The organism is Burkholderia oklahomensis C6786, assembly GCF_000959365.1.
Taxonomy (GTDB): Bacteria; Pseudomonadota; Gammaproteobacteria; order Burkholderiales; family Burkholderiaceae; genus Burkholderia; species Burkholderia oklahomensis.
Window position 1 is genome coordinate 612,237 of the sequence record NZ_CP009555.1, and the last position, 25,938, is coordinate 638,174.

Consider the following 25,938-nt stretch of genomic DNA (forward strand, 5'->3'; position numbering starts at 1 on the left):
TGCCATGCCGGCTAGCGCTGTCGAGGCAGTCATGCTACGTTCGAATGATTCATGCAAGAAGTGCATTTTCTTCATCGTTAATTGAATGCTATGCATCCTGCACTGCGCCGTCTCGATCTGAATCTGCTGCTCGTCTTCGACGCGCTCTTTCGCCATCGCTCGGTCACGACCGCGGCAAACGAGATCGCGATCAGCCCGTCCGCGATGAGTCACGCGCTCGCGCGGCTGCGCGACGCGCTCGGCGACGAACTGTTCGTGCGCTTCGGCAACGAGATGCAGCCGACCGTGCGCGCCGAGGACATGGCCGGCTTCGTCGGCGAGGCGCTCGACGTGCTGTCGAAGGGCATGCAGCGCGCGCACCGCTTCGAGCCCGAACGCAGCACGCACACGTTCGTGTTCGCCGCGACCGACTACACGGCGTTCGCCGTGCTGCCCGCGTTCATCGCGAGGATACAGCGCGTCGCGCCGCAATTGCGCTTCCGGATCGTCTATTCGGGCCGCAAGATCGCGACCGAGGATCTCGCGGCAGGCCGGCTCGACTTCGCGCTCGGCTATCACGAAGAAACGAGCGCGGTCGCGCCCGGCATCGAGAACTTCGACTGGTTCGCCGACGACTACGTCGTGATCGCGAGCGAACGCCATCCGTCGATCCGGCGCCGCCTGAGCGTCGCGCAGTATCTCGCGGCGCGGCACGTTGTCGTCACGCCGTGGAACGAGACGCGCGGCGTGATCGACCACGTGCTCGACAAGCTCGGACTCGAGCGGCAGGTCGCCGTGCAGTTGCCGACGGTGCTCGCGGCGCCGTTCATCGTCGCCGATTCCGACTTGCTGATGACGGTCCCGCGCCACGCGGCCGAGGTGCTGCGCCACGCTGCGCCGATCCGGATCTTCGCCGCGCCGTTCGAGATCCCGCGCTACACGGTGAAGGTGTATTCGCACGCGAAGCACGCACGCACCGATGCGCATCGCTGGATTCGCGCGCAACTGATCGAGTCGGCGCCCGCGCACGCGCGCTGACGCCGGCCGCCGTCGAACGCGCCGAGGCCGGCCGGACGACGTTCGCGCGCGGTCCGCGGCCGCGCATTTTCATTACGAATTCCCGACACAATCGGCGCCGACGCACTTACTCCCCCGTTTTTCCAGCGTCAATAGTGGCAATCCTTGACCCATCCCGCCGGGTTCCGCGAGTGCCTTGGTAGACAAGGGATCCGACTGCCTCCACGAACGTCGCTCGGCGTGTTTGCGCACACGTATATGGCAATTTGGCGACACGTGCTAGTCAAACAACGATTTTCGTCGCCACAAAAGTGTATTTTTGCTAAATTAGTAACCAAAGTAGCAAAACGAAAGTCATGAAATGTAGTTTTACTTCATGACGACAGGAGACCCCGGTAGGCCATCCCGGCCGCACGGGCCCGCAAACGGCATTCCGTCCGCTCGCTCAGTGCGTCGCCCACCCGGCCTGCACGCGGTCTCTCTGGTTACCCATTTTGTCCGGCATGCAAAGCCGGACATGTTGCGCAGTTCTGGGTTGACTTTTTGACAGGGTATGGAGGAGATGATGAAGAAAGTTATGCTCGCGGCAGTACTGGCGACTGCCGGAGTGGCGGCTCACGCTCAAAGCAGCGTGACGCTGTACGGCCGTCTCGACGCCGGCATCGAATACATGAGCGGCCTGCCGAGCGCGAACGGCGGCAGCTCGAGCCGCTGGCGCGCGGAAAGCGGCGACTGGGGCACGAGCCTCTGGGGCCTGAAGGGCTCCGAAGACATCGGCGGCGGCAACAAGATCGTGTTCCAGCTGGAAGGCAGCTTCGACACGATGAGCGGCAACGGCCCGGGCGGCGGCAGCCTCTGGAATCGCTGGGCGACGATCGGCATCTCCAACGACGCATACGGTACCCTGCTGCTCGGCCGCGAACTCGCGATCGCGAACGGCGTGTGGGACTTCGACCCGTTCGGCCAGTCGTCGTGGTCGACGGCTTCGCTCGTGCGCGGCCGCAACTGGAACAAGACCAGCAACAACGTGTCGTACCAGTCGCCGAAGTACTACGGCCTCGATTTCTACGGCCAGTTCTCGTTCTCGAACTCGACGAGCTTCAACGGCAACACCACGGCCGGCCAGCCGGGCCGCGCGGCCGGTGCGCAGATCACCTACACGACGTCGCTGTTCCAGTTGCGCGGCATCTACGATGAAACGCGCGACAGCAACGGCAAGTTCTCCGACGTGTTCAACTACTCGCGCGAATACTTCGCGGGTGCGAACGTGTTCCTCGGCCAGTTCAAGCTGCAGGCGGCCTACCAGTCGTCGCACGCCGACGGCAGCGGCGGCCCGGTCGCCAACAACGGCATCACGGGCACCCAGCAGGTCTGGGGCGGCGTGACGTGGCAAGCCACGCCGGCAGCCGCGCTGATCGCAGCCGTGTATCACGTCAACGCGAACCACGGCGGCGGCAACGCGAACATCTACACGGTCGGCGGCTCGTACAACATCTCGAAGCGCACACTGTTCGACGTTCAGGTCGCGACGGTGCGCAACAGCAAGACCGCGAACTTCGGCCTGAACGCCAACGGCGCGGGCACCGACATCTCGACCGGCAATCCGAAGTTCGGCGGCAGCCAGACGGGCGTGTACGCCGGCATCCAGCATCTGTTCTAAGCACAAACGCCGGATCGTCTGAACCGATAGCGAGTCTTTTCACGCTGCTGCGAGAGGCGCGTACCGGTGCGATGCCCATGGGTATCGCACCGTTTTTTTTATGCCGCGCGGGCCGAAGCCGCGCGGCCCCGCCGCGCCGACGGTCTCCCGCTTCCGAGCGATCCGGCCTCAGACGGCCGCTTCGTTCTCCTCGCCCGTCCGAATCCGGATCACGCGCTCGACGTCCGACACGAAGATCTTGCCGTCGCCGATCTTGCCGGTGCGCGCGGCGCCGATCACCGCGTCGATCACCTGATCGACGAGATCGTTCGCGACCACCACCTCGATCTTCATCTTCGGCAGGAAGTCGACCACGTACTCGGCGCCGCGGTAGAGCTCCGTGTGGCCCTTCTGGCGGCCGAAGCCCTTCACTTCCGTCACGGTGAGCCCCGTCAGGCCGACTTCGGCGAGCGCTTCGCGCACTTCGTCCAGCTTGAACGGCTTGATGATGGCGGTGATGCGTTTCATGATGTGCCCCTTGCTTCGAATGAATGAAAATCGTCAGCCGATTCTACGCCGCGCGCCGCATCAGTCGATGCTCTCGGTGAAGCACGACGTGATCGGATAGCGCCAGTCGCGCCCGAACGCGCGATGCGTGACCCGAATGCCGACGGGCGCTTGGCGGCGCTTGTACTCGTTGATCTTGATGAGCCGCGTGACGCGCTTGACGTCCGCCTCCGAGTAGCCCGCCGCGACGATCTCCGCGAGCGGCCGGTCCTCTTCCATGTACATCCGCATGATCGCGTCGAGCACGTCGTACGGCGGCAGACTGTCCTGGTCGGTCTGGTTCTCGCGCAGCTCGGCGGACGGCGCGCGCGTCAGGATCCGCTCCGGAATGACGTCGAGCTTGCCGTATTCGGCCGCGGCGTTTCGGTAGCGGCAGAGCCGGTAGACGAGCGTCTTCGCGATGTCCTTGATCACAGCGAAGCCGCCCGCCATGTCGCCGTACAGCGTGCAGTAGCCGACCGCCATCTCGCTCTTGTTGCCCGTCGTCAGCACGATCGAGCCGAACTTGTTCGACAGCGCCATCAAGAGCGTGCCGCGGATCCGCGCCTGGATGTTCTCCTCCGTCGCATCCTCGGCGCGGCCCGCGAATTCGCCCGCGAGCGACGTGCGGAACGCGTCGAACATCGGCGCGATCGCGATCTCGTCGTAGCGCACGCCGACGCGCTTCGCCATCGCGGCCGCGTCGGTCGTCGAGATGTCGGCCGTGTAGCGCGACGGCATCATCACCGCGCGCACGCGGTCGGCGCCGAGCGCGTCGACCGCGACCGCGAGCACGAGCGCCGAATCGACGCCGCCCGACAGCCCGATGATCGCGCCCGGAAAGCCGTTCTTGCCGATGTAGTCGTGCACGCCGAGCACGAGCGCGCGATACACCTGCGCCTCGACGGACAGCTCCGGCGCGATTCGCGCAGGCAGCGGCCGCGCGCCGTCGAATTCGACGACCGCGTTGCCTTCCTCGAACTGCGGCATCTTCGCGACGAGCTCGCCCGCGCCGTCGAGCACGAACGAGCCGCCGTCGAACACGAGTTCGTCCTGGCCGCCGACGAGATTCACGTAGATCATCGGCAGGCCGGTCTCGCGAATCCGCGCGCGCAGGATGTCGATCCGCACCGCTTCCTTGTTCATGTGATACGGCGAGCCGTTCGGCACGATCAGCACCTGCGCGCCCGCCGCCTTCGCGAGCTGCGCGGCCGACGCATGCCACACGTCCTCGCAGATCACGACGCCGAACTTCACGCCGTTCAGCTCGAACACGTACGGCGCGGCGTCGGTCGCGAAATAGCGCTTCTCGTCGAACACCTCGGTGTTCGGCAGGTCCTGCTTCCGGTACGTGCCGACGACCTCGCCGTCGACGATCAGCGACGCCGCGTTGTAGGTATCGGTCGGCGAGACGCCGCGCTCGATCGGACGGTTTGCATTACCATCGGCGCTTGACGCGCCCGAGCCGGCCGCGCGCTGCGGATGGCCGACCAGCACCGCGAGCCCCGCGAGCGGCTTCAGCAGCGCGGCGAGCTCGGCGAGCGCCGCGTCGGACGCCGCGTAGAACGCGGGGCGCAGCAGCAGGTCCTCCGGCGGATAGCCGGACAGCGCGAGTTCCGGCGCGATCAGGAGCTGCGCGCCGGCGTCGTGCGCGGCGCGCGCGGCGGCGACGATCTTGGCGACGTTGCCGGCGAAATCGCCGACGGTGACGTTGAGTTGGGCAAGTGCGATACGGGTCTTCATCACGGGATCAGCGCGGCCTCCTCGGACCGCAGCGCGTACGGCTTTGATCAAACGCACGGAGGGCCGGCGCGGCAGCGCGCCCGACCGACGGTGCAAACGGGTACGAACGGATACAACCGGGCACGAACGAAACGGATTCAGATCGTTGAAACACGAACGCTGCGATTATCGCATGGGCATCCTGTCGTCTCCGCTCGACGCGAGCGCCACCGAGTGGGACGCGCTCGTCGCGCGCGCCGAGCGCCCGACGCCCTTTCTGAAGCACGCCTTCCTGAGCGCGCTGCACCGCGCGGGCTGCGCGGTCGACGGCACCGGCTGGGCGCCCCGCTTCGTCACGCTGACGGACGGCGCGGCGGGCGCGCTCGTCGCGGCCGCGCCCGTCTACACGAAGAGCCATTCGTATGGCGAATACGTGTTCGACTGGGCGTGGGCCGACGCGTATCAGCGCAACGCGCTGCCGTACTACCCGAAGCTGCTGTGCGCGGTGCCGTTCATGCCCGTGCAAGGCAGCCGGCTCCTCGCCGTCGGCGACGACGCGCGCCGCCGGCTCGCCGCGACGCTCGTCGCGCTCGCCGAGCAGAGCGACGTGTCGTCGCTGCACGTGCTGTTTCCGAGCGACGACGAGGCGCGCGTGCTCGCCGACATGGGGATGATGCTGCGCGAAGGCGTCCAGTTCCATTGGCTGAACGACGGCTATCGCGACTTCGACGAATTTCTCGGCACGCTCGAACAGAAGAAGCGCAAGAACATCCGCGCGGAGCGCCGCAAGGTCGCGGAAGCCGGCGTCACGTTCCGCCGCGTGCGCGGCGAGCACGCGACCGACGCCGACTGGCGCTTCTTCACGCGCTGCTACCGGCAGACGTACCGCGAGCACTTTTCGAGCCCGTACCTGAATCTCGGCTTCTTCCGCGAGATCGGCGCGACGATGCCGGAGAACCTGCTGCTCGTGATCGCCGAGCGCGACGGCCGGCCGATCGCGAGCGCGCTCGCCGTCTATCAGCGCGAAGCGGCGGGCGGCGGCACGCTGTACGGCCGTTACTGGGGCGCGCTCGAACACGTGCCGTGCCTGCACTTCGAGGCCGCGTACTACCAGTTGCTCGAGTTCTGCATCGACGAGCGGCTCGACACGTTCGAAGGCGGCGCGCAAGGCGAGCACAAGCTCGCGCGCGGCTTCATGCCGACCGTCACGCGCTCCGCGCACTGGCTCGCGCATCCGGCGTTCGCCGACGCGGTCGGCCGCTTCCTCGCGCAGGAGACGAACCAGATCCACGCGTACGTCGACGAGCTGCGCGAGCACAATCCGTTCAAGGACGGCGAGCGCTGACCACGACGCGACGCCCGCGCGCGCCTCGTCCCGCGGCCGGCAGTCGCGCTCGCGCGGCACACCGGCTTCCAAAACGGCATTGCCATTCATTTCCCTTAACAGGTTATGCGAGATATTTGATTATCATTCGTTCCAAATCGGAAATTGAAAGATTATTCGGTTGCAATATTCGTACAAAACCCCCAGACTTTCGTTGCGCTTAATGCGCACCGAAATAGAGAGAAACGGATTTCATTCGCTTTCGTCCCTGTTTCTGATTTTCAGAATCGATATTCTGAAAATCGATAAAAACGTTCAAATTCCAGGGCCACCCGCTAGCTTCACCCTTCGGCGCACCGCCTGACGCGGTCGGAGAGGATGGGGAGACATTTTGATCTTTTGGTTGAGAATCTTCACGCGGATTATCAATTAGGAGTATTAAATGATGTCATTCCATCTGCCGATTCCAAACGGCATGCGCCGACCATTCTTATCGCTCGATATCAGTCCCGAAACGCCGTTTGAAATGGCGTCTTCGAAACCAGCGTGGCGGCGCAAGCCATCGGGCTTCCCGCCCCCCGGCGCTCGCCGAGCGGCCCGCGCGGCGAGCGCCGCTCCGGCCACTGGCCTGCCGCCCGCCACGCGCCTCGACACGCGCGCCCACTAACCAACGCCCCCGACGATCTCGGGCAAGCGCTGCGCGCCGCCCGAGGCGGCGGGGCTTGCGTCGCGCGCGCCAGGCGCGACGCACCCAACTCATCGGTCCGCGCTCATGCCCAACACCTCTTCCCGAACGACGCTGCTATGGATCGTCGCCACCGCGTTCTTCATGCAGTCCGTCGACACGACCATCGTCAACACGGCGCTGCCGTCGATCGCCCACGCGCTCGGCCAGGACGCGCTCTCGATGCACGGCGTCGTCACCGCCTACACACTGACGATGGCCACACTCACACCCGCGTCCGGCTGGTTCGCGGATCGCTTTGGCACGCGTCGCGTGTTCTTCGTCGCGATTGTCGTGTTCGCGCTCGGCTCGCTGTGCTGCTCGGCCGCGACGAGCGCGACGCAGCTCATCGTCGCCCGGGTGCTACAAGGCATCGGCGGCTCGATGCTGCTGCCGATCGGCCGGCTCGCGGTACTGCGCGGCGTGCCCGGCGACGAATACGTGGCCGCGCTCGCGTTCGTGTCGATCTTCGGCCAGATCGGGCCGATCCTCGGCCCAACGCTCGGCGGCTGGCTCACGCAGTCGATGTCGTGGTACTGGGTGTTCCTCGTCAACCTGCCGATCTGCGCGGTCGGCCTCGTCGCCGTCCACCGCTACATGCCGCGCGACGAGCCGATCGATCCTCCGCCGTTCGACTACACGGGCTACACGCTGCTGTCGATCGCGATGATCGCCGGCTCGCTCGCGATCGACTCGTTGTCCGACGGCGGCTACACGGACTGGACCGTCGGCGTGACCGCGATCGCCGCGGCTGCGGCGATCGTGTACGTCGCCCATGCGCGCAGGCGCGCGAATCCGCTCTTCCGGCTCGAACTCTTGCGCGAACCGAACTTCGCAGTCGGCCTCGCCGGCAACCTAGTCTCGCGGATCGGCATCGGCGCGACGCCCTTCCTGCTGCCGCTGATGATGCAGCTCGAATTCGGCTATTCTCCGTTGCGCTCGGGGCTCATGCTCGTGCCAGCCGCCATCGCGGGTGTGATCGCGAAGCCGTGGATCGCGCCGCTCGTTCGCCGCTACGGCTATCGTACGTTTCTGTTCGTCAACACACTGATCGTCGGCGCCGTGATCGCGCTGTTCGCGGCCATCGGCCCCGACACGCCGCTCGTCGCCGAAATGGCGCTGATTGCGATCTTCGGCGCGATCAACTCGATTCAGATCGCGGCAATGAACAGCGTGACGCTGAAAGGCCTGCCGCACCGCGACGCGGCGAGCGGCAACAGCCTGTATTCGATGGTGCAGATGTTGTCGATGGGGCTCGGCGCGTCGGTGGGAAGCGGGCTCACGAGCCTGTTCGGCGAGCAGACCGGCTCGGCGCTGCTCGGCTTCAAGCTGAGCTTCGTCTGCGTCGGCGCGGTGACGCTCGTGTCCGCGGCGATCTTCCGGCGAATCCAGGAAGCGCCCGTGACGCGCACGCGGCCCGGCCACGCGGTCGCGCACCGCTAGCCGCGCGACCGGGGGGCCGCCGCCAGATGAACCGACGGGCGAATCGCGCGCTCGCGCCGCGCAATTTCTGCGACACTGGCGGCTTCGCATCACGCCGCCCTTCATGTCCTGGTACCTGTATCTGATCGAATGCGCGGACGGCAGCGTCTACACCGGCATCACGACCGACGTCGCCGCACGCTTCGCGCAGCACGCGCAAGGCAAGGGCGCGCGCTACACGCGCGCGCGCAAGCCGAAGGCCGTGCTCGCGTCGTTCGAGCTCGCCGATCGCTCGAGCGCGTCGCGCGCCGAATATTGGGTCAAGCGGCTCACCGCCGCGCAAAAGCGCGAGCTCGCGGCGGGCGGGCGCACGCTCGAGTCGGTGCTGCCGGCGGCGGTTGTCGTCGAAGAAGGCGACGCGGCGGCGACGGATGCCGGGGCGGCGGCGGGCGCGAGCGAAGTCGCGGATGCGGCGAACGTCGTCGCGGCGGTCGCGGCGTCGGGAGCATCGAGGGCGGCGTCTCGTCGCGATGTTGCTCGGGCGCTCGGTACGTCTGATGCGATCGAGGCGGCTGAAGTGGCTGAAGTGCAAAAGGTGTCGAAGCCATCGAAGCCATCGAAGCCATCGAAGCCATCGAAGCCATCAGCGGTTTCGGGTGCCGCCAATGGAGCAAAAACCATTCGCGCGGCCGCGGCAAGCGCGAACACGACCGCGGACACGAACAAAAACAAGCACACGACCGAATCCGCCGCGTCACTCCGCCTCCGCCGCGCGCGCACCAAACAAAACCGCGCGGCCTCGTGACGAGACACGCGCGGTTTCGCGCAACCGGACGGCGCCGCGGGCGCCGGCTTACTTCTTGAAGTTCGCGACGCCTTCGGTGATTTCCTTGTGCGCGGCGTCGATGCCGTCCCAGCCTTCGACCTTCACCCACTTGCCCTTCTCGAGCGCCTTGTACTGCTCGAAGAAGTGCTTGATCTGGTCCTTCAGGTAACCGGGCACGTCGTCGATCGACTTGAGGTTGGCCGTCATCGGGCAGACCTTGTCGTGCGGCACCGCGACGAGCTTCGCGTCGACGCCCGATTCGTCGGTCATCTTCAGCATGCCGAGCGCGCGCGCGCGGACGACCGAGCCCGCGAGCAGCGGGAACGGCGTGATGACGAGCACGTCGACGGGGTCGCCGTCGCCCGACAGCGTCTGCGGAATGAAGCCGTAGTTCACCGGATAGCGCATGCCCGTGCCGATGAAGCGATCGACGACGAGGAGACCGAGTTCCTTGTCGGCTTCGTACTTGACCGGCTCGCTTTGCGCCGGGATCTCGATGATCACGTTGAAGTCTTGCGGCAGATCCTTGCCGGCCGGGACGTTGCTGAAGCTCATGAGCGTTCTCTGAAGTTCGGATGGGAATCGGGACGGATGGCGGCCTCGCGGGCGCCTCCGATGGAATGCGCATTATAGCCAATCGCCCGATGGCGCTCCGGTCGCGTTCGGCCGATAATCGGGCAACGATCAGACACGGCGGACGAGCCGGGAGCGAGCATGGAAGAGGCGAAGCACTTCATCGCGGGCGCATGGGCGGCGCCCGCGGGCGGCGAGACGATCGCCGTGATCGATCCGTCCGACGGCGAGCCGTTCGCGCGGCTCGCGCGCGGCACGGCGCCCGACGTCGACGCGGCCGCGCACGCGGCCCGCGCGGCGTTCGACGGCCCGTGGGGCGCGGCGAGCGCGGCCGAGCGCGGGCGCATGCTGTACCGGCTGTCGATGCTCGTCGCCGCGTGCCGCGAAGAACTCGCGCTCATCGAGTCGCGCGACACCGGCAAGCCGCTCACGCAGGCGCGCGCGGACGCCGACGCGCTCGCCCGCTACTTCGAGTTCTACGCGGGCGCGGCGGACAAGCTGCACGGCGAGACGCTGCCCTACCGTGACGGCTACACGGTGCTCACGCTGCGCGAGCCGCACGGCGTCACCGGGCACATCGTGCCGTGGAACTACCCAATGCAGATCCTCGGGCGCAGCGTCGGCGCGGCGCTCGCCGCGGGCAACGCGTGCGTCGTCAAGCCGTCGGAGGACGCGTGCCTGTCGATCCTGCGCGTCGCGACGCTTGCGGCCGAGGCCGGGCTCCCCGCCGGCACGTTCAACGTCGTGACGGGCTACGGCCATGAAGCCGGCGCGGCGCTCGCGCGCCATCCCGGCATCGACCACATTTCGTTCACCGGCTCGCCGGACACGGGCCGCCTCGTCGCGCAGATGGCGGCCGAACACCACGCGCCCGTCACGCTCGAGCTCGGCGGCAAGTCGCCGCAGATCGTGTTCGCCGACGCGGACCTCGACGCCGCGCTGCCCGTTCTCGTGTCCGCGATCGTGCAGAACAGCGGCCAGACCTGTTCGGCCGGCAGCCGCGTGCTGATCGACAAGGCGGTCTACGAGCCGCTCGTCGAGCGGCTCGCCACCGCGTTCAACGGGTTGAAGGTCGGCCCCGGCCGGGCCGATCTCGATTGCGGGCCGCTCATCAGCGCGAGGCAGCAGCAGCGCGTGTGGGACTTCCTGTCCGACGCGCAGCACGACGGCATCGTGATGGCCGCGCACGGCGAAGTCGTGCCGGACGCCCCCGAAACGGGCTTCTACCAGGCGCCCGCGCTGCTGCGCGACGTCCCGCACGCGCACCGGCTCGCGCAGGAGGAAGTGTTCGGCCCCGTGCTCGCCGCGATGAAGTTCGCCGACGAGGACGAAGCGCTCGCGCTCGCGAACGGCACGCCGTACGGGCTCGTCGCGGGCGTGTGGACGCGCGACGGCGCGCGCCAGATGCGGCTCGCGCGCCGGCTGCGCGCGGGACAGGTGTTCGTCAACAACTACGGCGCGGGCGGCGGCGTCGAGCTGCCGTTCGGCGGCAGCGGACGCTCGGGCTACGGCCGCGAAAAAGGCTTCGAGGCGCTGTACGGCTTCACCGTGCTGAAGACGATCGCGCTCAAGCACGACTGACCGAAGGCGCGGCACGGCGCGCGAGGTCGCGCGTCGCCGCCCGTCCTCGTCACGGCAAGACCCAAAACAAAATCCAGGAGACAACTGATGCGGCTCAGCGGCAAGACCGCCGTCGTCACGGGCGCAGGCTCGGGCTTCGGCGAAGGCATCGCGAAAACGTTCGCGCGCGAAGGCGCGTGCATCATCGTCAACGATCTGAACGCGCCGGCGGCCGAGCGCGTCGCGAGCGAAATCGCGCTCGCGGGCGGACGCGCGCTCGCCGTCGCGGGCGACGTATCGCGCGGCGACGATTGGCGCGCGCTCCTCGACGCGGCGCTCGACGCGTTCGGCGGCGTGCAGATCGTCGTCAACAACGCGGGCACGACGCATCGCAACAAGCCGGTGCTCGACGTGACCGAAGCCGAATACGACCGCGTATACGCGGTCAACATGAAGAGCCTCTACTGGAGCGTGCAGACGTTCGTTCCGCATTTCCGCCGGGCGGGCGGCGGCGCGTTCGTCAACGTCGCATCGACGGCGGGCGTGCGGCCGCGCCCCGGCCTCGTCTGGTACAACAGCACGAAGGGCGCGATGATCACCGCGAGCAAGACGCTCGCCGTCGAGCTCGGCCCCGACCGGATCCGCGTGAACTGCGTGAACCCGGTGCTCGGCGAGACCGGGCTCACGAGCGAGTTCATGGGCGTGCCGGACACGCCGGAGAACCGCGCGCGCTTCATTTCGACAATCCCGCTCGGCCGCCTGTCGACCCCGCAGGACATCGCGAACGCGGCGCTCTATCTCGCATCCGACGACGCCGAGTTCGTCACCGGCGTGTGCCTCGAAGTCGACGGCGGCCGCTGCGTCTGAACGCGGCGGCGCGCGCCGCCCGTCGCAATCAACACGTGCCAGAGGAGACAAGCATGGCCAGCACCGCGCCGGCGTTCACGCCGACCCCGCCGTCCGCCTTCGAGGCGGCAACCTATCGCAAGGTCTCGTGGCGGCTCGCGCCGCTGCTGCTGCTCTGCTATGTCGTCGCGTATCTCGACCGCGTGAACGTCGGCTTCGCGAAACTGCAGATGGCGTCCGACCTGCACTTGTCCGATGCGGTCTACGGTCTCGGCGCCGGGATCTTCTTCGTCGGCTACTTTCTGTTCGAAGTCCCGAGCAACGTGATCCTGCACCGGGTCGGCGCGCGGGTGTGGATCGCGCGGATCATGGTCACGTGGGGAATCATCTCGGCGCTGACGATGTTCGTGTCGACGCCCGCGATGTTCTACACGATGCGCTTCCTGCTCGGCGCCGCCGAGGCGGGCTTCTTCCCCGGCGTGATCCTCTATCTGACCTACTGGTATCCGGCGCACCGCCGCGGCAGGATGACGACGCTCTTCATGACGGCCGTCGCGCTGTCGGGCGTCATCGGCGGCCCGATCTCCGGCTACATCCTGAAATCCTTCGACGGGGCGAACGGCTGGCACGGATGGCAATGGCTGTTCCTGCTCGAAGGGGTGCCGTCGGTGCTCGTCGGCATTCTGCTGCTGTTCGCGCTCGACGACCGGATCGTGAAGGCGAAGTGGCTCGACGACGACGAAAAGGCGCTGCTCGCGCGCAACATCGCGCTCGAGGATGCGCGCAAGGAAGACCTGTCGCTCTCCGTCGTGTTCACGAGTCCGCGCGTGTGGCTGATGGGCCTCATCTACTTCTCGTTCGTGATGGGGCTCTACGGCGTCGGCTTCTGGCTGCCGACGCTCATCAAGTCGACCGGCGTGACCGATGCGTTCGCGATCGGCCTGCTGTCCGCGGTGCCGTACGCGGCGGCCGTCGTCGCGATGCTCCTGGTCGCGCACAGCGCGGACCGCCGCCGCGAGCGGCGCTGGCACCTCGCGATCCCCGCGGCGGTGGGCGCGCTCGGGCTCGTGCTGTCCGTCATGTGGGCGCACGACACGCTGCTCGCGATGCTCGGCCTCACGATCGGGACGATGGGCATCCTGACGACGCTGCCCCTCTTCTGGAGCCTGCCGACCGCGTTCCTCGGCGGCACGGCCGCCGCGGCGGGCATCGCGATCATCAATTCGATCGGCAACCTCGCCGGCTTCCTGAGCCCGTATCTCGTCGGCTGGCTCAAGCAGGCGACGGCGTCGAACGACGCGGGGATGTACATGCTCGCCGGGTTCCTCGTGCTGGGCGGGCTGCTCGCGCTATCGGTGCCGAAGACGCTCGTCGACATCTGAGCCGATTCGCGTCGCATCGATTCAAACGAAAACGGCGGCCATCGAGGCCGCCGCTTTCTTTTCGCCTTCGCTGCCCGCCGAGCGAGAACCCGGCGCGAACGCTCAGACGATCGTCATCGCGAGCGCGCTTTCGCGATAGTGCTGCGCGGCCTTGTCCGACTCGCCGAGCCGCTCGAACAGGCGCGCGAGCGCGCGATGCGTGCGGATCTTGAGCGGCTCGTCGTCGGCGAGCTTGAGCGCTGATTCGAGGAACGACTGCGCCTTGCCCCACAGCTGTTGCTGCTGGCACAGGCGGCCGAGCGCGAACAGCAGGTCGGCGTCTTCCGGACGGTCCCGGCGCCAGCCCTCCGCCTTCTGGATCAACGGAAGCGCGTCGGGACCCGCCGTGTCCGGATAGCGGCGCAACAGCCGCGCGTTCCAGTTGTGCGCGAGCGCGCCCTCGACGATCCGCCGCGCTTCCTGCCGGCGCTCGAGCGCGATCAGCAGTTCGGCGGCGAGATCCGCGAGACGCGGCGACTGCCGTTCGGCCGCCGACAGCGATTGCCACACCTCGAGGAGCGCGTCGGCGTCGTGCCGGCGATCGCGCAGCAGATGCTCGGCCGCCTGCTGGCGCAGACGCACGGCGGCGGCCGGATGCAGCGCCTCGCGCTTTTCGAGCGCCTTCGCGATCTTCAGCACCTCGGCCCAGTTCTTCAGTTGCTGCTGCGCGCGCAACGCGATCTGCTGCGCGTGGATCCGCTTGCCGCCCGACGCCTGCATCTCGGCGAGCGCGGCGAGCGCGCCTTCGGCGTCGCGGCCGTCCGCGCGCATGTCGGCCGTCGCGAGCAGGCGCGCGTCCTGCCATTCCTGGCCGCTCACCTTCGCGAGCCACTCGTCGCGGCGCGCATACTCGTGCATCCGGTGCGTCGCCGCCGCGGCGATGAGGCTCGCCGCGCCCTGGTTCGCGTCGACCGAGAGCGCGTCGCGCGCGGCCTTCTCCGCACGCGAGAAGCGGCCCGCGTACAGGTTCGCGAGCGCGTCGCGCAGCGACGCCTGCGCGCGCTCGTTGCGCATCCGCGCGCGATACGCGGCGACGCGCTGCGGCATCCGCCACACGTTGCGCACGATCCGCATCAGCGCGTACAGCACGATGAAGACGACGATGACCGCGAGCACGAAGAAGTTCAGCGACACGTCGACGCGATACGGCGGATAGACGATCAGCACCTGGCCGGTATCGAAGCGGCCGACCGTCGCGAGCCCCGCGGCGATCGCGAACAGCACGGCGAGCCAAATGATTCCACGCAGCGTCATGTCGTCAACCCCGGCTCTTGAACTGTTGAACCGCGTTCAGGCTCGCGTTGAGGTTCGGCACCGCGACCGTCAGCGACGCGGCGTCCACCTGCTTGAGCAGATCCTGAACGATCTGGGTGTCCTTCGACGCGCCGTCGAAGTAGCGCGCGACCGCCGCCTGCGCGGCATGCAGATCGGACTTCATCGCGCTGTCGTTGCGCGAGAGAAGCGACAGCCGCGCGCTCAACAGGCGCAGCTTCACGTTCTCGCGCACGAAGTAACCTTGCTCGGGCGACGCGAGCATCGCATCCGCGTGATCGATGCGGCGCACCTCGACGAGCGACTTCAGCTGCGCGCCAATGCCCGCCGAGAAGCCGCGCCACCACGCCTTCCAGCGCGGCTCGCCCGCCGCCGCGGCCGCCTGCTCGGCGCTCGCGGCGACGTCGGGATTCGTCTGCGCGTGCGGCGTCAACGTTTCGCCCGAGAGCGGCAGCGCGTCGACCTTCGTGATCGCGTCGTCGAGCTTGATCGCAAGCCCCGTGAGGTCCGCCGACGGCGCGGCCTTCAACCGTTCGATGTCCTGCGCGACCGCCTTGCGCACGACGACCGCCTGCGCGCTCTGCGAAGCCGCGAGCCGCGAATCGGCGTTCTGCAGCGCGATCAGCGCGAGCTGCGTGTTGCCCGTCAGCAGAAGCTGCTGGCTCGCGCTCGACAGCATCTGGCCGACTTCCTCGATCATCCACGCGTCGCGGTTGCGCGACAGGTCCTGATATTGCTGCTGCAGCGCGGTCTGTGCGGTCTGCGCATCGGTGAGCTTGCCTTCGAGCTGCGACAGCTGCGAGTCGGCCTGATGCACGCTCGAAAGCGCCTGCTCGGTCTTCGTGCGGATTTCGGCCGTCTGCGCGTCGAGCGCCTTCTGCCGCTCGACCGCGTGCTGGTCGAGACGGTCGACCTTGCGGTTCAGCGCATAGCCGCCGACGCCCGCCGCGGCCGCGATCACGACGATCACGAACCAGAGCGCCGCATTCGAGCCGCTGCGCCGCTCTTTCGTTTCAAACGGCGTAAACGGTTGATTCGGCGGCGGAACGGGGGCCGCGGCCGGTTTGGAAGAGACGTCTTTGGTATCGTTGGTGTCTGTCATGCGAGAAGGCATCGGTGCGGCAGTCGCCGGTTGATCGGCCTGATCGGCCAACGTACGAAACGCGCGGACGATACGCTCATCGCCCGCGCCGGACAGCGTAATCCTATCAAAACCGAGTGCGCGCGCGGTCTCCACGATACGCGGGTGCGGCGCGACGAACTGCGCATGCTTCAGCGCATCGATCTCGGCCTCGTTCAAATGCTCGTGCGCGAGCTCCTGCAGATTGCGCACGCCTTCCGAACTCGTCACGAGCCACGCATGCGGCGCGCCCGACAGCAGCGCGTGCACGCGCTCCCACGCGCCGATCGACGGCTCGGGCGTCACGCGCCGGTACGCGGCGACGAGCTCGACTTCGGCGCCCGCGTCGCGCAGCCGCTCGGCGAGCCATTCGCGGCCGCCGTCGCCGCGCACGATCAGCACGCGCTTGCCGGCGAGATCGGCCGCGCCGCCGAACGCGCGCTCGATCTCGGCGAAGAGATTTTCAGAATCGTAGTGCGGCTCGCCGCCGTCGCCGGGCTCGCGCGGCGCGATCACGCGATGCGCGGGCGCCGCGATCCCGTGCCGCGCGAGCGCGGCGACGCTGCCCGGCCCGACGACGCCGATCGGCAGCGGATGCGGCCAGATCGCGCCGAGCCGAGCGAGCGCGTGATCGATCGCGTTCGGCGACACGAACACGACGAGCGCGTACGCATCGAGCCGCGCGAACGCGTCGGCGAGCGGCGCATCGTCGGCGAGCGGCGCGATGTCGATGAGCGGAAAGTCGAGCACGTCGATGCCCGCCGCGGCAAGCTGCGCCGCGAGCGCCGCCGACTGTCCGTCGGGACGCGTGAGCACCGCGGTGAACGCGCGCGGCGCGCCCGCCATCACGCGCCGCCCTGTTGCGCGCTCGCCGCGACGAGCGCGTCGACGATCGCGCGCGCGCCCTGGCGCTCGAGATCGTCGGACACGGCGCGGCCGAGCGCGAGCGCGTCGGCGGGCGTCGCGGCGCGGGCCTGCGCACGCGCGCTCAGCACGCGGCGGCCGTCCGTCGTCGACACGCTGCCCGTCAGATGCAGCTCGTCGCCGCGCCACACCGCGTGCGCGGCGAGCGGCACCTCGCAGCTGCCGCCCAGCGCGCGCGACACCGCGCGTTCGGCCTCGACCGCGAGCGCGGTCGCGCAATCGTGAAGCGGCGCGAGCCATGCGGCGACGTCCGCGCGGCGCGCGGCGATCTCGATGCCGAGCGCGCCCTGGCCCGCGGCGGGCAGGCTGTCGTCGACGTCGAGCAGCGCGCGGATCCGCGCGGCGAGGCCGAGCCGCTTAAGGCCGGCCGCTGCGAGGATGATCGCCGCGTAGTCGCCGCGGTCGAGCTTCGCGAGCCGCGTGTCGAGGTTGCCGCGCAGCGGCCGCACGTCGAGCTGCGGATAGCGCGCGCGCAGCATCGCTTCGCGGCGCAGGCTCGACGTGCCGACGACGGCGCCCGCCGGCAGCTCGGCGAGCGACGCGTACGCGTTCGACACGAACGCGTCGCGCGGATCCTCGCGGCTCATCACGGCCGCGAGCGCGAAGCCTTCGGGCAGTTCCATCGGCACGTCCTTCAGCGAGTGCACCGCGAGATCCGCGCGGCCGTCGGCGAGCGCGTTCTCGAGTTCCTTCACGAAGAGCCCCTTGCCGCCGACCTTCGAAAGCGTGCGATCGAGAATTTGATCGCCGCGGGTCGTCATTCCGAGGATTTTCACGTCGCAAGCTGGATATAATTTGCGCAGCGCATCACGCACATGCTCGGCTTGCCACATGGCGAGGCGGCTCTCGCGCGACGCGATCGTCAGCGTCGCGGGCAGCTCGGCCGAAAGAGTCTCGGTGTTCATTGCAGGGACATCGCAGGACGGGATTAGGAACGGACTATGGTAGCACGCGCGCCTTGCGCCTCCGCCCGCCGGGCGGCCGGCGCGGGCGGCCCGCACGGTCCGCGTCAAGGTCCCGAACGGTCGTTCGGTTCGAGGTGGAATCCGGCATCCGCGTCATGGTCCGGTCCGCAGCCGCCGCGTCGCCCGGTTTCGTCGTCCGACGGGGCCGCGCGCGACGCGTCTCGCGCGCCGTGCAGCGCGCGCCGCCGCTCCGCTTGATCGCGCTCGCTGTTGCTGGACCGCAGTTCCCGTTCACTCGTGCTTTCCCAAGGAAATCGATCGTGAAGTCTTCCGGATCGGCGCGCGCGACGCGCCGCAATGCTGTCTCGTCCTCCTCCTCCCCGGCGAACGCCGATGCCCAACTCCGCCGCACGCAGACGGCCCGCAAGCCGAAGGAGGCCGCCGTGAACGCGGCCCGGCCGGCGAGCGCCGCGCCGGCCAAACCGCACGGCCGCACGCGCGAGGACAAGGACCGCCCGCTCTTCGAAGACATCCGCTATCTCGGCCGCCTGCTCGGCGACGTCGTCCGCGAGCAGGAAGGCGACGCCGTGTTCCACGTCGTCGAGACGATCCGCCAGACCGCCGTCAAGTTCCGCCGCGAGGACGACAGCGCCGCCGCGCAGACGCTCGAGAAGATGCTGCGCAAGCTCACGCCCGAGCAGACGGTGAGCGTCGTGCGCGCGTTCAGCTATTTCTCGCATCTCGCGAACATCGCCGAGGACCGCCATCACAACCGCCGCCGCCGGATCCACGCGCTCGCGGGCTCCGCGCCGCAGGCGGGCACCGTCGCGTACGCGCTCGACAAGCTGAAGGAAGCGGGCGACGCGTCGTCGAAGGTGATCAAGCGGTTCTTCGAAGGCGCGCTCATCGTGCCCGTGCTGACCGCGCACCCGACCGAGGTGCAGCGCAAGAGCATTCTCGACGCGCAGCACGACATCGCGCATCTGCTGGCCGAGCGCGACCAGCCGCTGACCGCGCGCGAGTTCGCGCACAACGAGGCGCTCTTGCGCGCGCGCGTGACGACGCTCTGGCAGACCCGGATGCTGCGCGACGCGCGCTTGACGGTCGCCGACGAGATCGAGAACGCGCTGTCGTACTACCGCGCGACGTTCCTCGACGAGCTGCCCGCGCTCTACGCGGACATCGAGGAAGCGCTCGCCGAGCACGGCCTGCCCGCGCGCGTGCCCGCGTTCTTCCAGATGGGAAGCTGGATCGGCGGCGACCGCGACGGCAACCCGAACGTCACGGCCGCGACGCTCGACGAAGCGATCAACCGCCAGGCCGCGGTGATCTTCGAGCATTACCTCGAGCAGGTGCACAAGCTCGGCGCCGAGCTCTCCGTGTCGAACCTGCTCGTCGGGGCGAACGACGCGCTGAAGGCGCTCGCGGCCGCGTCGCCGGACCAGTCGCCGCACCGCGTCGACGAGCCGTATCGGCGCGCGCTGATCGGCGTCTACACGCGGCTTGCGGCGAGCGCGCGCGTGCGGCTCGGCGAAGGCGCGGTGCCCGTGCGCAGCGCGGGCCGCGGCGCCGCGCCCGTGCGCGCGACGCCGTATGCGGACGCCGAGGAATTCGCCGCCGATCTGCGCGTGCTGACGGATTCGCTCGCGCTGCATCACGGCGAATCGCTCGCGACGCCGCGCCTCGCGCCGCTCATGCGCGCGGCCGAGGTGTTCGGCTTCCATCTCGCGAGCATCGACTTGCGGCAAAGCTCGGACATCCACGAAGCGGTGATCGCCGAGCTGCTCGCGCGCGGCGGCGTCGAGCCCGACTACGCGGCGCTCGCCGAAGCGGACAAGCTGCGCGTGCTGCTCGCGGCGCTCGCCGATCCGCGGCCGCTGCGCTCGCCGTATCTCGACTACTCGGATCTCGCGAAAAGCGAGCTCGGCGTGCTCGAGCGCGCGCACGCGATCCGCGCGCAGTTCGGTCCGCGCGCGGTGCGCAACTACATCATCTCGCACACCGAGACGGTGAGCGATCTCGTCGAGGTGCTGCTGCTGCAGAAGGAAACAGGCCTCTTCGAAGGCACGCTCGGCACGCCGCACGCGAACGCGCGCAACGGCCTGATGGCGATCCCGCTCTTCGAGACGATCGCCGACCTGCGCAACGCGCCCGACATCATGCGCGAGTTCTTCGCGCTGCCGGGCGTCGGCGAGCTGGTCGCGCACCAGGGCCACGAGCAGGAAGTGATGCTCGGCTATTCGGACAGCAACAAGGACGGCGGCTTTCTCACGTCGAACTGGGAGCTCTATCGTGCGGAACTGGCGCTCGTCGATCTGTTCAGCGAGCGCGGGATCAAGCTGCGCCTCTTCCACGGCCGCGGCGGCACGGTCGGCCGCGGCGGCGGCCCGACCTACCAGGCGATCCTGTCGCAGCCGCCCGGCACGGTGAACGGCCAGATCCGCCTGACCGAGCAGGGCGAAGTGATCGCGAGCAAGTTCGCGAACCCGGAGATCGGCCGGCGCAACCTCGAAACGGTCGTCGCCGCGACGCTCGAGGCGACGCTCCTGCCGCACCGCAACGCGCCGAAGCAGTTGCCCGCGTTCGAGGCGGCGATGCAGGCGCTGTCCGACGCCGCGATGGCCTCGTACCGCGCGCTTGTCTACGAGACGCCCGGCTTCACCGACTACTTCTTCTCGTCGACGCCGATCACCGAGATCGCCGAGCTGAACATCGGCAGCCGGCCGGCGTCGCGCAAGCTGCAGGATCCGAAGAACCGCAAGATCGAGGACCTGCGCGCGATTCCGTGGGGCTTCTCGTGGGGCCAGTGCCGGCTGCTGCTGACGGGCTGGTACGGCTTCGGCAGCGCGGTCGCCGCATTTCTCGACGGCACGAAGGACGCCGCCGAGCGCGCGAAGCGGGTCGCGCTGCTGAAGAAGATGAACAAGACCTGGCCGTTCTTCGCGCACCTGCTGTCGAACATGGACATGGTGCTCGCGAAGACGGATCTCGCGGTTGCGTCGCGCTACGCGCAGCTCGTCGCCGACAAGAAGCTGCGCAAGCACGTGTTCGAGCGGATCGTCTCCGAATGGCACCGCACGTCGGACGCGCTCGCCGAGATCACCGGCAGCGACGCGCGGCTCGCCGCGAATCCGCTCCTCGCGCGCTCGATCAAGAACCGCTTTCCGTATCTCGATCCGCTCAACCACCTGCAGGTCGAGCTGATCAAGCGGCACCGCTCGGGCGACACGAACGCGCGCCTGCGGCGCGGGATCCATTTGACGATCAACGGGATCGCGGCCGGCCTGCGCAATACGGGCTGAGCGCGATGGGGGCGTCGCGCGCGGCGGTGTTACGTCGCGCGCGAGGTCGAGGTGCTCGCGCTTGACGCCTGCGTCGAAACGATGACGGCCGTGCGTGCTGCACGGCCGTTTTCTTTTTTGCTGTGGCGTTCGCGAAGGCGCTTCGATTTGAACCGAAGGGCGCGCGACTTGGCGACTTGGCGACTTGGCGACTTGGCGACTTGGCGACTTGGCGACTTGGCGACTTGGCGTCTTGGCGTCTTGGCGTCCCGGCGTCCGCCCCGGCATCGCCCCGCCTCGTCAGCGCGCGTCGATCATCACCGCATCGAGCTCGAACGAGCCGTCCGGCTGCACATCGAAGTACGCGCGCACCTCGTCGGGCGCGCCCGCCCACAGCGCGCGGATCGCGTTCGCGCGCACCTCCGGCGTCCTCATCCGCGCAACCCAGCCCTCGAACGCGATCGGCAGGCGCCAGCGTTCGCGCACCTGCGCGGTAAAGCCCGCCGCGGCAAAAAATACGAGCCACTCGTCCGCGCGATAGTCGCGCACGTGCGACGCGTCGCGCAACACCTCGACCGCCTGCAGATGCGTGTCGACGAGCGGATGATCGGCGCCCGCGATATCGACGAACAGCACGCGGCCGCCCGGCTTCAGCACGCGGCGCGCCTCGGCGAGCGCGCGCGGCACGTCGTGCCAGTGGTGCGCGCTCATCCGGCTGACGATCCAGTCGAACGACGCGTCGGCGAACGGCAGCCGCTCGGCCGCGCCCTGCTCGACCCGCACGCTCGCGAGGCCGCGCTCGCGCGCCGCGGCTTCGACCGTCGCGAGCATCCGCGGCGCGAGATCGTACGCGACCACCTCCTTCGCGCCGCCGCGCGCAGCGGCAAAGCTCGCGTGGCCCGCGCCGCAGCCGAGATCCAGCACGCGCGCATCGGGCGTCGCGCCGATCTCGGCGGCGAGCGTGTCGAGATCGGCGCCCGTCGCGTGGACGGCGCTCGTCAAATAGGCGGACGCGGTCGTGCCGAACGCGTCGGCGACCTGGTCGTGATGCTTCATGGGCTGACTCCTTGTCGCGGGGATCGTAGGCGGTCGGCCGACTGCATCGGCCGCCTTGAGCCGCTACAATAGAGCCCGATTGGTACCGGTACAAGCCAAGCAATTATCCTGGTATCCGCTCCACCAGCCAGCCGGCCGGAGCCCGTTTTCCGATCTTCGTCCTCACGCGCATCGCCCGACCAGACCCACATGAGCCGCCCGCCTGCCCCTCCGTTTCTCGACTCCACGCCGGCCCGCGCGCTCGGCGACTTCATTCGCGCGCACCGGGAACGGCTGGCCCCGGAGGCGGTCGGCCTGCCGCCCGGCCCGCGGCGCAGGACGCCCGGACTGCGGCGGGAGGAGGTCGCGCAGCTGTGCGGCGTGAGTCCGACCTGGTACACGTGGATCGAGCAAGGCCGCGAAGTGTCGGCGTCGGCCGACGCGCTCGCGCGGATCGCGGTCGCGCTGCGGCTGTCGCGCGCCGAGCGCGCGTATCTGTTCGAGCTCGCCGCGCAGCGCGACCCGGCCGAGCCCGAGTTCGCGGCGACCGACGTGCCGGCGACGCTCGTCGCGGCCGTGAAGCTCATCGCGACGCCCGCGTACGTGCTCGACCGCCAGTGGAACGCGCTCGCGTGGAACGACGCGGCGGCCGCGCTCTTCACCGGCTGGCTCGACGGCGAGCGCGACGATCGCAACCTGTTGCGCTTCACGTTCACGTCGCCCGCCGCCCGCGCGCTGATCGTCGATTGGGAGACGCGCGCGCGGCGGCTCGTCGCCGAATTCCGCGCCGACACGATCCGCCATCTGAACGACGCGCCCACTCGCACGCTGATCGATTCGCTGCTCGCCGAAAGCGACGCGTTCGCGCATTACTGGGCGTCGCAGGACGTCGGCGAGCGCGAAGGCGGCGAGCGCGCGTTCGACCATCCGCGCGAAGGCCGCGTCGTCTATCAGCAGATGACGCTCAAGCCCGCGCATCGCGAAGACCTGAAGCTCGTCGTGCTGGTTCGCGAAGGCGCATGACCGCGGAAGCGAGCGCGCGCCTGCGTTCGCATGCGCATGCGAGCCGCGCCGCGCGAAACGCGGCGAAGCCGCATCAGAACGTGATCGTCGCGGTGATCGTGTCGTTGTAGGTGCCGGGCACGGGCGTCGTCTGCACGGGCACCTGGCCGTACACGGTGAGCGACTGCGACACGCCGCTGCCCGTTCCCGTCGCCGTGGACGTGCCGGCCGTGCCGTCGCCCCAGATCGTCGAATGCGCGGCGTCGAGATATAGCTGATAGCCGACCGTGTCGGTTCCGCCCGTGCGCTGCATCGTGCGCGCCGCGACGCTGCCGCTCACGCCGCCGTTCAGCGCAATCACGAACGCGTCGCCGTTCGTGCATTGCGCGCTGATCGTGCCCGTCGCCGTCAGCGCGCTCTGGATCACGCCCGTCGCCCCGAACGCGACGTTGGTCGCGCTGATGAAGCAGTCGTTGACGACGGTCGCGGTCGCGGTGAACGGGAATGTTCCCGCCGACGCCTGCGACGCGCACGGCGTCGCCGTCAGCGTATAGAAGTTGTAGTTGAGCGACGTCGTGGTGCCGCCGAACGTCTGCGAATAGGTGGTGCTCGCATTGCCGACCGTCGGCACGGTCGGCTGGTTCGCGGCGATCTGGCCGTAGATCGTGACGTTCGAGCTCGTGGTCGTGCTGAGCGCGGGCTTCACGAGCGTGAGCGAGATCGGCGTCGTGCCGGAGTATGTGGAACCCCAGCTCAGCGTGTGGCCCGAATCCTGGTACAGGTCGTACAGCATCTGGTTCGAGCCGTTCGTCAGATAGCGCGGCGTCGTGCCGCCGAGGTTCAGGCAGACGAGCACGTTCGGTGTCGCCGTGACGGCGGACCACGTGCAGGTGACCGTCATCGTCGCGGTCGTCGAGACGGCCGCCAGCGTGATCGGATCGACCGATCCGAAGTTCGGCGCAGGCGTCGTCACCGAGCAGGTCTCGGCGCGCGCGGCACCCCACGGGCCGGCCAGCAGCAACACAATCAGCATCGCTAGCAGCCATTGTTTCGAATCACATTGCCTGATATTTGTAATCGCCATTTTTTGACGCATCTCAAGCATTCGGGGCGGCTTCAGTATAACCATCATTACGCGCCATTCGATTTTCGGCGACCGACAAAGAGAGGCCCGACCAACGCCGACACGCTACCGAGCGATTCAGAAATCGCCCCGCATCCCGCAGCCGGCGAAATGCCGCCAGGTAAAGCACTGCTTCCGCCGGCCTGTTTGCTGCGATGCGATTTTTCGCGAATTTCGCCGTCATCGCTCGACAGTGTATTGGGCCCGTTGCACAGGCTTATCTCCTGATCATTCACCGGCATTTTCCCGTTGCCGAGAATGAAATCGTCGGCTAGTCTTGTTAGGGAACGCAAAAAAATACGCTTTCGGTTTATCGCGCTTTCGTTGAACGGCGCGCCTGACATTTCGATGCCAGCGGCAAGACAATGACGGGAAAATAAACATAGCTACGGAGCGATTGCGATGCATGCCCTTCAACGCCCGCTGTTGTCGGCCCTCGCTGCCACTGTCCTCTTCGCCACGCCGTCGTTTCATCCGGCGACGGCCGCGACCGCCACTGCCACCTTCACCGTTTCGCTGACGATCCAGGCCAACTGCACGATCTCCGCCAATCCGCTGTCGTTCGGCACGAACGGCGTGCTCGCGACGGCCGTCAATCAGCAGACGACGCTGTCCGTCACCTGCACGAACACGACGCCGTACAACGTCGGGCTCAACGCGGGCAGCGTGTCCGGTTCGACCGTCTCGAGCCGCCTGCTCGCCGGCACGACGACCGGCAACACCAGCACGACGGTCGGCTTCCAGCTCTACCAGGACTCGGGCCACGCGACGGTCTGGGGCAACACGGTCGGCACCGACACGGTGAGCGGCACCGGCAACGGCGGCGCGCAGACGCTCAACGTGTACGGCCAGGTGCCCGCGCAGACGACGCCGCAGCCCGATACCTACCAGTCGACCATCACCGCGACCATCACCTTCTGACCCGCCCGTGACGTCGCTCGTCCGCCGCTGGCTCGCTGCTCTCGCCATCGCAGCCGGAGCCGCCGCGCCCGCCGGCGCCGCGACGCTGCAGATCTCTCCCGTCACGGTCGAGATGGCCGCCGACAATCCGGCGGCGGGCGTCGCGCTGCGCAATCCCGGCGCTCGGGCGATCTACGGGCAGGTGCGCACCTACCGCTGGAGCCAGGACCAGGGCAACGACGTGCTCGCGCCCGCGCCGGAGCTCGTCGCGAGCCCGCCGCTGCTGCAGATCGGCGGGCAAAGCGAGCAGCTCGTGCGGCTCGTGCGCGTCGCGCGCGACAAGCCGCGTCGCGAAGAAAGCTATCGCGTGCTGATCGACGAGCTGCCGATGCCCGACGCGCCCGTCGTCAACGGCATCGCGATCCGGCTGCGCTACTCGATCCCGGTGTTCGTCTCGCCCGACACCGCGCTCGGCCCGCCGAAGCTCGCGTGGCGCGTCATGCGCGGCGCGACCGGCTGGCTCCTGCGCGTGACGAACGAAGGCGGGCGGCATGCGCAGATCGCGTCGGTGCGGCTCGTCGACGACGCCGGCAAGACTTACGAGATCGCGCCCGGCCTCCTCGGCTACGCGCTTGCCGGCGGTATGCGGCAATGGCCGTTGCGGCTCGACACGACGCAGGTCGTGCCGCGCATCCGCAAGGTGCGCGCGGCAATCAACACTCAACCGGTCGAGGCGGACGTGGGCCCGCCTTGACGACAACTTAGACCGATCCTCCA

Annotated in this window: 21 protein-coding genes; 12 read left to right on the forward strand and 9 right to left on the reverse strand. The window is 68.4% G+C overall.

What is annotated here, in order from left to right:
• Positions 1-90 precede the first annotated feature (90 nt).
• Positions 91-1,017: a LysR family transcriptional regulator gene (locus BG90_RS02750; RefSeq protein WP_010114418.1), complete on the forward strand. Its 927-nt coding sequence runs from the start codon at positions 91-93 to the stop codon at positions 1,015-1,017.
• Between the two features lie 544 nt (positions 1,018-1,561).
• Positions 1,562-2,656, forward strand: a complete 1,095-nt coding sequence (locus BG90_RS02755; protein WP_010114417.1) for a porin — start codon at positions 1,562-1,564, stop codon at positions 2,654-2,656.
• 168 nt (positions 2,657-2,824) lie between these two features.
• Here BG90_RS02755 and BG90_RS02760 read toward each other — a convergent pair whose 3' ends face one another.
• Both BG90_RS02760 and BG90_RS02765 read right to left on the reverse strand, forming a co-directional pair.
• Entirely contained in the window at positions 2,825-3,163 is a 339-nt protein-coding gene (locus tag BG90_RS02760; RefSeq protein ID WP_010102269.1) for a P-II family nitrogen regulator, read from the reverse strand.
• 60 nt (positions 3,164-3,223) lie between these two features.
• Positions 3,224-4,924 carry an NAD+ synthase gene (locus tag BG90_RS02765; RefSeq protein WP_010114416.1) on the reverse strand — a complete coding sequence of 567 codons (1,701 nt, stop codon included), beginning with the start codon at positions 4,922-4,924 and terminating at the stop codon, positions 3,224-3,226.
• Between the two features lie 145 nt (positions 4,925-5,069).
• Here BG90_RS02765 and BG90_RS02770 point away from each other — a divergent pair, with 145 nt between their 5' ends.
• The 3 genes from BG90_RS02770 (at position 5,070) to BG90_RS02780 (ending at position 9,178) form a co-directional block, all read left to right on the forward strand.
• Positions 5,070-6,248: a GNAT family N-acetyltransferase gene (locus tag BG90_RS02770; RefSeq protein WP_025989718.1), complete on the forward strand. Its 1,179-nt coding sequence runs from the start codon at positions 5,070-5,072 to the stop codon at positions 6,246-6,248.
• 751 nt (positions 6,249-6,999) lie between these two features.
• On the forward strand, positions 7,000-8,394 hold the full coding sequence (locus BG90_RS02775) for a DHA2 family efflux MFS transporter permease subunit (RefSeq protein ID WP_025989717.1): 1,395 nt from the start codon (positions 7,000-7,002) through the stop codon (positions 8,392-8,394).
• Positions 8,395-8,497: 103 nt separating this feature from the next.
• A complete protein-coding gene (locus BG90_RS02780; RefSeq protein ID WP_010114412.1) occupies positions 8,498-9,178 on the forward strand; it encodes a GIY-YIG nuclease family protein in 681 nt (226 codons plus the stop codon).
• A gap of 48 nt (positions 9,179-9,226) precedes the next feature.
• Here the strand turns inward: BG90_RS02780 and ppa are convergent, their stop codons facing one another.
• On the reverse strand, positions 9,227-9,754 hold the full coding sequence (gene ppa, locus BG90_RS02785) for an inorganic diphosphatase (protein ID WP_010102263.1): 528 nt from the start codon (positions 9,752-9,754) through the stop codon (positions 9,227-9,229).
• A 159-nt stretch (positions 9,755-9,913) separates the two neighbouring features.
• Between ppa and BG90_RS02790 the strand changes: the two genes are divergently transcribed.
• The 3 genes from BG90_RS02790 (at position 9,914) to BG90_RS02800 (ending at position 13,560) form a co-directional block, all read left to right on the forward strand.
• Positions 9,914-11,353, forward strand: a complete 1,440-nt coding sequence (locus BG90_RS02790) for an aldehyde dehydrogenase family protein (protein WP_038802516.1) — start codon at positions 9,914-9,916, stop codon at positions 11,351-11,353.
• Positions 11,354-11,440: 87 nt separating this feature from the next.
• Positions 11,441-12,199 carry an SDR family oxidoreductase gene (locus tag BG90_RS02795; protein WP_010102258.1) on the forward strand — a complete coding sequence of 253 codons (759 nt, stop codon included), beginning with the start codon at positions 11,441-11,443 and terminating at the stop codon, positions 12,197-12,199.
• Positions 12,200-12,252: 53 nt separating this feature from the next.
• Positions 12,253-13,560 carry an MFS transporter gene (locus tag BG90_RS02800; RefSeq protein ID WP_010102257.1) on the forward strand — a complete coding sequence of 436 codons (1,308 nt, stop codon included), beginning with the start codon at positions 12,253-12,255 and terminating at the stop codon, positions 13,558-13,560.
• A 102-nt stretch (positions 13,561-13,662) separates the two neighbouring features.
• On the opposite strand, the gene BG90_RS02805 is transcribed toward BG90_RS02800, so the two are convergent.
• The 3 genes from BG90_RS02805 to hemC are packed head-to-tail and all read right to left on the reverse strand — an operon-like array spanning position 13,663 to position 17,820.
• On the reverse strand, positions 13,663-14,853 hold the full coding sequence (locus tag BG90_RS02805; protein ID WP_010114403.1) for a heme biosynthesis protein HemY: 1,191 nt from the start codon (positions 14,851-14,853) through the stop codon (positions 13,663-13,665).
• A 4-nt stretch (positions 14,854-14,857) separates the two neighbouring features.
• On the reverse strand, positions 14,858-16,837 hold the full coding sequence (gene hemDX, locus BG90_RS02810; RefSeq protein WP_010114401.1) for a fused uroporphyrinogen-III synthase HemD/membrane protein HemX: 1,980 nt from the start codon (positions 16,835-16,837) through the stop codon (positions 14,858-14,860).
• Entirely contained in the window at positions 16,837-17,820 is a 984-nt protein-coding gene (gene hemC / locus BG90_RS02815; RefSeq protein WP_045568043.1) for a hydroxymethylbilane synthase, read from the reverse strand. The genes hemDX and hemC overlap by 1 nt, the downstream gene beginning before the upstream one ends.
• A 320-nt stretch (positions 17,821-18,140) precedes the next feature.
• Here hemC and ppc point away from each other — a divergent pair, with 320 nt between their 5' ends.
• Entirely contained in the window at positions 18,141-21,122 is a 2,982-nt protein-coding gene (gene ppc / locus BG90_RS02825; protein ID WP_025989715.1) for a phosphoenolpyruvate carboxylase, read from the forward strand.
• A gap of 279 nt (positions 21,123-21,401) precedes the next feature.
• Here the strand turns inward: ppc and BG90_RS02830 are convergent, their stop codons facing one another.
• Positions 21,402-22,157 (reverse strand): class I SAM-dependent methyltransferase, encoded by a 756-nt coding sequence (locus tag BG90_RS02830; RefSeq protein WP_010114381.1) that lies wholly within the window; start codon positions 22,155-22,157, stop codon positions 21,402-21,404.
• Between the two features lie 189 nt (positions 22,158-22,346).
• Here BG90_RS02830 and BG90_RS02835 point away from each other — a divergent pair, with 189 nt between their 5' ends.
• On the forward strand, positions 22,347-23,159 hold the full coding sequence (locus BG90_RS02835; RefSeq protein ID WP_010114379.1) for a helix-turn-helix transcriptional regulator: 813 nt from the start codon (positions 22,347-22,349) through the stop codon (positions 23,157-23,159).
• A gap of 73 nt (positions 23,160-23,232) precedes the next feature.
• On the opposite strand, the gene BG90_RS02840 is transcribed toward BG90_RS02835, so the two are convergent.
• On the reverse strand, positions 23,233-24,243 hold the full coding sequence (locus BG90_RS02840; RefSeq protein ID WP_045568044.1) for a Csu type fimbrial protein: 1,011 nt from the start codon (positions 24,241-24,243) through the stop codon (positions 23,233-23,235).
• 26 nt (positions 24,244-24,269) lie between these two features.
• Positions 24,270-24,605 carry a hypothetical protein gene (locus BG90_RS34585; protein WP_124072296.1) on the reverse strand — a complete coding sequence of 112 codons (336 nt, stop codon included), beginning with the start codon at positions 24,603-24,605 and terminating at the stop codon, positions 24,270-24,272.
• Positions 24,606-24,663: 58 nt separating this feature from the next.
• On the opposite strand from BG90_RS34585, the gene BG90_RS02845 reads away from it, so the two are divergent.
• Positions 24,664-25,182, forward strand: coding sequence for a Csu type fimbrial protein (locus BG90_RS02845; protein WP_010114375.1), 519 nt, complete (start codon positions 24,664-24,666; stop codon positions 25,180-25,182).
• Positions 25,183-25,189: 7 nt separating this feature from the next.
• Positions 25,190-25,915: a fimbrial biogenesis chaperone gene (locus BG90_RS02850; protein WP_010114373.1), complete on the forward strand. Its 726-nt coding sequence runs from the start codon at positions 25,190-25,192 to the stop codon at positions 25,913-25,915.
• Positions 25,916-25,938: the final 23 nt, after the last annotated feature.